We start from the raw sequence: 5,002 nt of genomic DNA, 5'->3' as shown, positions 1-5,002 counted from the left end.
TTTCTGTCTCTTGGAATTTCAATTTCTGATTTACCAAACCTGGTTTTTATGTTTTTCTTGCTGTAGCCATTGCGACTATTACCACTGTTGTTGCCAGCAGGATCATGCTTTTCATAGCCAAGATGTTCATCCATCTCTGCTTCGAAAATTTCTTGCAATGTGTCCTTAAAAAGGTCTCTTAACTTTTCTTGAATTTCCTCAACTGAGCGGCAGCCTTTTGCCAGTTCCTTCGCTAATGAAGAAGAGTTTCGCATAAAATGATCATCCTCCCTTGTTGGTAAGTTTAACCATTTACACGAAACTCTTTACATTCTCGAAAGAAATAAAATTACCTGTTGCTTAGTAATTCTTGTTCGCTTTTTAGGGTAGTCTACACCTAATAATATAAAACCTTTATTATTATTTGAGGATGTTAACGTAGGTTAAAACAATAAATCACTTTGTTCAAGGAGAGTATAAATAGTTTCGTGGGGTGCGACCTCGGCTGGGCTGCACTATACGAAACTATTTACATTCTCTTCAAGGCACTTTATAGGATCAGCTTGCAAAAGTATAGACCACCCACCCCTATAGATAATCATTTTTTGTGATTATCTATTAATTTATCTAGTTTATTTAATAATTCTTTTTCTACTTGCATCTTAAACTTGATATATTTTAAAAATAACACTAAGCTATAGATTAATAATCCAATCAAAACTAATATTGGAACTATTAAAATAACTAATTGAGTTGCTAATGTTGTATTAAAAGTAACCATAAATATCAACCTCGTTGTTTTTTAAAATTTAGATTGAAACCTAAGACTCCTTGTGCCTTACACAGGGAGTCTTAGGTTTTAGATTTGTTTATACATAAAATTTTGATCAGTAACTTGTATCCTCTAAAAATAACTGTAATGAAGCATCACCTGTTACATAAGGAGTATCATACATCCATTCCATGCGAGCTTCTGCAGGGTTTGAATTTTGATAGGCTTGTTTAACATATAGTGATTTGTTATGATATGTTCCACCTACTACATTTATGTGTCCATCATATACTGAACTAATATAAGAGTCTTCAGGGTAATCCCAATTTAGAACTACATCTGCAAAATAATATCCACCTGTAATAAGAGTAGCATCTTCTACTCTTATTTTCTTGACAGTTGTATTAGCCATTGGAGTTACAACATTATTCGTATCTGCTACTGTTAATGTACGAACAATTTTCGATCCATCTTCAAAGGTGTATTCTGATTTTGGACTTTCTATGGAAACTTTTAACTTATCGGATACAGCTTTTATTTTCTCGGGGTTAACACAATCAAGCATTTCACCTTTTTGTAGCTTTTTTAAGAGCTTTTCTTGGGTATTTTTATCGATATCCATTTTATCACAATTTACTTTAAACTCTTTTATGAAAGCTTGTTCTTGATCTGATTGGTTGTCAATAGTACCCGCAAATGCAACACTACTAAATGCAAAAATCATCATCAAAAATAACATTAAACCTTTTTTGATCATACTAACAATTTTCAACTTAATCAACCTCCCTCAATAAAATAAGTTTTTCTTGCATTTACTCACTCATTCTTACAATTTCAAGCACATTCAAAAATGACATCCAGGAATGTATTTGAATTAATAGCATTTTATGGTAGGTCGGGATATAACCTAACAAAGGGTAAGTCTTTTTTACAAATTATGGTTGCACAATGGATCTCCACATACACCCTTGTGGTTAACCCTCCCACGTCTCACGGGGTCCAACTATTTGGCCCTTACATTCCTTCGTTCTACCTCTCAAGGGGTGGAGGCCAGGGATGCTCCCTTGCTGGGTCATGCCCGTATGGTAAAATTAGTTCCCGGCTTCTCCGTGCTTGCTTTGTCTGTTTTAAAATCGTTTAAAGAGTGCTTTAGCTCTTAAATGCCTTTCTAAGCAACTTCCTGTAATTGCGCTTCACGAATAACACCTAATACTTGCTCTGCATTATATGGAATTTGTTTTTTACCTATGGTGAATAAAATACGTATAAGTTTTCCACAGAGGGCTACTATGGATTGCTTTTTCTTCAAAGGGTTTCCTGCCCTTGTGGTTAGGTACTTGTGGATAGCCTTAAACTCTTGGTTTTTGGCAACCATGACTAACACTGTTTTAAACAAAAGGGCTCTTAGACGAGGGCGCCCCCGTTTGCTTATGCGTGATTGCCCTTTGTGTTTACCAGAACTGTTCTCTTTTAAATTTAGGCCTGACAGTTTAATTATTTGCTGCCCATGATTATATCTATTTAAGTCCCCTACTTCTGCTAAAAATCCGGCAACTGTGACTAAGCCAACTCCAGGAATGGTCATCATTTCTTGGGTTCCTGGTATTTGTTTGATTAGCTCTTGGACTGCCTCCATCAGGGTTTCCATTTGTTTGCATAGAGTGTCATATTGTTCAAGTAGCATCTTGATTTCATGACGGGCAAACTCTATTCCTGTGGATAACCCAATGGAGTCCTTGGCAGCCTGCATTAGTTTGTTGGCTCTTTTTATACCAACTGCCCGTTTAATTTCAGTTCTCCACAGGCTCACAATGCCTTCTGAGCCAGTTTTAATAACATCTTGAGGGAATGGACAAGCATTTAATATCATCAAAGATGCTTTGCCTTCCCAATCTTTAAAAACTCCTGTATATTCAGGGAAATACCTATCTAACCAATTGTGTATTCTGCCTTTTACCCGGTTAAGGTCTTGATTCAGACGGTCTCGTTGAACCATTCCTACCCTAAGTTCGGCATAGATACCGGTGGGTAAATTAGGTTCTGAGTATCGACCATCTTTTACTAATTGGGCAATTACTCTTGCATCCTTAATATCGTTTTTGGTCGGTGAATTGTCGTCTAACTCTTTGCTTCTCTTAACATGTAGGGGATTTACCACTACCACCGCTATGCCTTCTCTGCGTAAAAACTCAGCCAGTGGCAACCAGTAATGCCCGATGGGTTCGATGCCGACAATAGCCTGGTCTTTGCTGTGCTCTAGCATTAGGGTTCTAACCCAATGCATTAACTTGGTTAAGCCCGCCCTTGTATTATCAAACACCAACCGCTTTCCTAACTCAATTCCTCTAAAATCCTGAGCTCTTGCCACGTGTTTTGATTTAGCAATATCAGCACCGATAATTAAAGTTGCTTCTGTGAGTTGCTCAATTCGTTGTTTTTGTTTATAATTCATTTTGAAGTACCTCCTGTGTGATTAAATTAGGGGTCGGCCGCCTCAACAGCTCGACACCCAGTATATTACAGGAGGTGCTTCTTTTTTTCAAAGGTCATTTTACTTTCTTACAGGAATGCTCCCTAATAATTATTTCAATTAGTGATTGCTGCTTTTTTCCCTTTAAGTACAACATGCAAAACCTATTTTTATTTTTTATGGGCATCTGTCAATTATATGCCATATTAACATTTGATGAATCTGATCAAAACTAATCTACGAGATAATCACTACACAAAATGATTTGTACAGAATAGGTTCAATAACATGTAGCCCTTGTGTACCAAGGGTTAAGGGCAATCATTCAATAACTTTTTATTAATACTGCTGTAAAACTTGCTAATTAACTCTAATTTTTATGTACTTCAATAACTTTTTCAATAACAAATTTCAGTTACTATCGGTTGGTAAAATTCAATGGAGGATCAAAATGCTTGCCTTTTTCATTGTCAGATCTTCAAGTTTATAAGTTGCTAGGGTGGCTAATGAATTGGTTTGAAATAATAATATGCCCGTATTAATGCCCAAGTAGATGTGTTCCTGGGGGTAAAAATGAACTTGATTAAAGTGTTAAAAGGGCCATCAAAACGCAACAGCAATATCAGTGTTGAGTAAGGCAAAACTGATAGAAACTGGTAATTTTAGTTAGTGGCTTGTAAAAGGCAGGATAAGGGAGGTGCGTTTAGCACCCACAAATTCCTGGCAAAGCCAGTAATGACAAGGGGTTAGGTAGAGGTGCTTAACTCACTTTTTTGGTTGTAATTAGGTGAAAAAAGGATTATAATTTACCTTAACAGCTTGATTTCACTGACTTTACAGGTGGTGAAAAATATTAATAAGGGGGTATTTGGAATGCCTGATAGATTTAAAAGATATAGTCTTTGCGTTGATGAACAAACCTACAAAAATATTGAAAATATAGTAAAGACTACCGGCGAATCAAGAGCAGAAGTTACTAGAAAACTTTAAAACGTGGGCTTGCATCAGAGTGGATTGATGAAAATGCTGATATGATTACATACATAGTTAGACAGCAAGTAGATGCAGTTATGAAAACACATGTTGAAAGATTAGTAGCATTAACAAGTAAATCTGGACATATGAGTGCTACAGCAGCTTTTTTAAATGTGCAGGCCCTAATGGATCTGGTGCCAAAAGAAAACCGAAGGGATGTAATACCAATGTATGAAAATGCAAGGAAAAAGGCTGTTGAATACATGAGAACCAGAACAAAAGATTGGGACTTGTAATTTTATGACATTAAACATTAAAAAACATACAGTGAAGGAACAGGATATAGAAAAGGCTATAGCTAATGTCAAGGCATCTTTTGCTATTGAGGGGCTAGTTCCTTCTGATGAGGTTATTGAAATATCTAGAAAACATTTAATGGGGGAATTATCAGAGGGTGAGGCCTTAAAAAAGATAAATGAGTTTATAAAAACTAAACACCTGCACTTAGACAAGCAGAATGGCTAGAGGGAGTATAAATAGTTCTGTGTAAATAGGTTTCTTACCATTTTAAATTTTATTAATACTTGGGAATTATTTTCCCAATAAATGGCGATAATATTCATGGCTCTTACCCATCAAAAGGATAAGGCAGTGCTGAAGAGCAACCTGAGCGTTTGATGGGGTTCTGCCGAGGATAGGGGTGGCATTTTTGCTACCCCTTAACTATTCCCCTATCCTCGGGAGAACTAAAAGCGATAAACTTTGGGGCGAAGCCCCAGATTCTTTTAGATTTACAATTCAGATTC

At 36.4% G+C, this 5,002-nt stretch carries 5 protein-coding genes; 2 read left to right on the top strand and 3 right to left on the bottom strand.

Going from position 1 to position 5,002, the window contains the following annotated elements:
- The 3 genes from V6C27_14660 to V6C27_14650 form a co-directional block, all read right to left on the bottom strand.
- The coding region (locus tag V6C27_14660) for a transposase (protein ID MEG6617635.1) at positions 1–254 on the bottom strand (254 nt) is incomplete at its 3' end.
- Between the two features lie 612 nt (positions 255–866).
- A complete protein-coding gene (locus V6C27_14655) occupies positions 867–1,523 on the bottom strand; it encodes a hypothetical protein (GenBank protein ID MEG6617634.1) in 657 nt (218 codons plus the stop codon).
- Between the two features lie 396 nt (positions 1,524–1,919).
- On the bottom strand, positions 1,920–3,203 hold the full coding sequence (locus V6C27_14650) for an IS110 family transposase (GenBank protein ID MEG6617633.1): 1,284 nt from the start codon (positions 3,201–3,203) through the stop codon (positions 1,920–1,922).
- 1,049 nt (positions 3,204–4,252) lie between these two features.
- Here V6C27_14650 and V6C27_14645 point away from each other — a divergent pair.
- Entirely contained in the window at positions 4,253–4,492 is a 240-nt protein-coding gene (locus V6C27_14645) for a hypothetical protein (protein MEG6617632.1), read from the top strand.
- 4 nt (positions 4,493–4,496) lie between these two features.
- Positions 4,497–4,721, top strand: coding sequence for an antitoxin VbhA family protein (locus tag V6C27_14640; protein ID MEG6617631.1), 225 nt, complete (start codon positions 4,497–4,499; stop codon positions 4,719–4,721).
- Positions 4,722–5,002: the final 281 nt, after the last annotated feature.

Source organism: Peptococcaceae bacterium 1198_IL3148, from assembly GCA_036763105.1.
Classification (GTDB): Bacteria; Bacillota; Desulfotomaculia; order Desulfotomaculales; family Desulfohalotomaculaceae; genus JBAIYS01.
This window is presented reverse-complemented; position numbering and strand designations above follow the sequence as displayed.

Coding starts and splice junctions, on each gene's coding strand:
- V6C27_14650 (MEG6617633.1), bottom strand. CDS start 3,203: ATGAATTATAAACAAAAACAACGAATTGAGCAACTCACAGAAGCAACT.
- V6C27_14645 (MEG6617632.1), top strand. CDS start 4,253: ATGATTACATACATAGTTAGACAGCAAGTAGATGCAGTTATGAAAACA.
- V6C27_14640 (MEG6617631.1), top strand. CDS start 4,497: ATGACATTAAACATTAAAAAACATACAGTGAAGGAACAGGATATAGAA.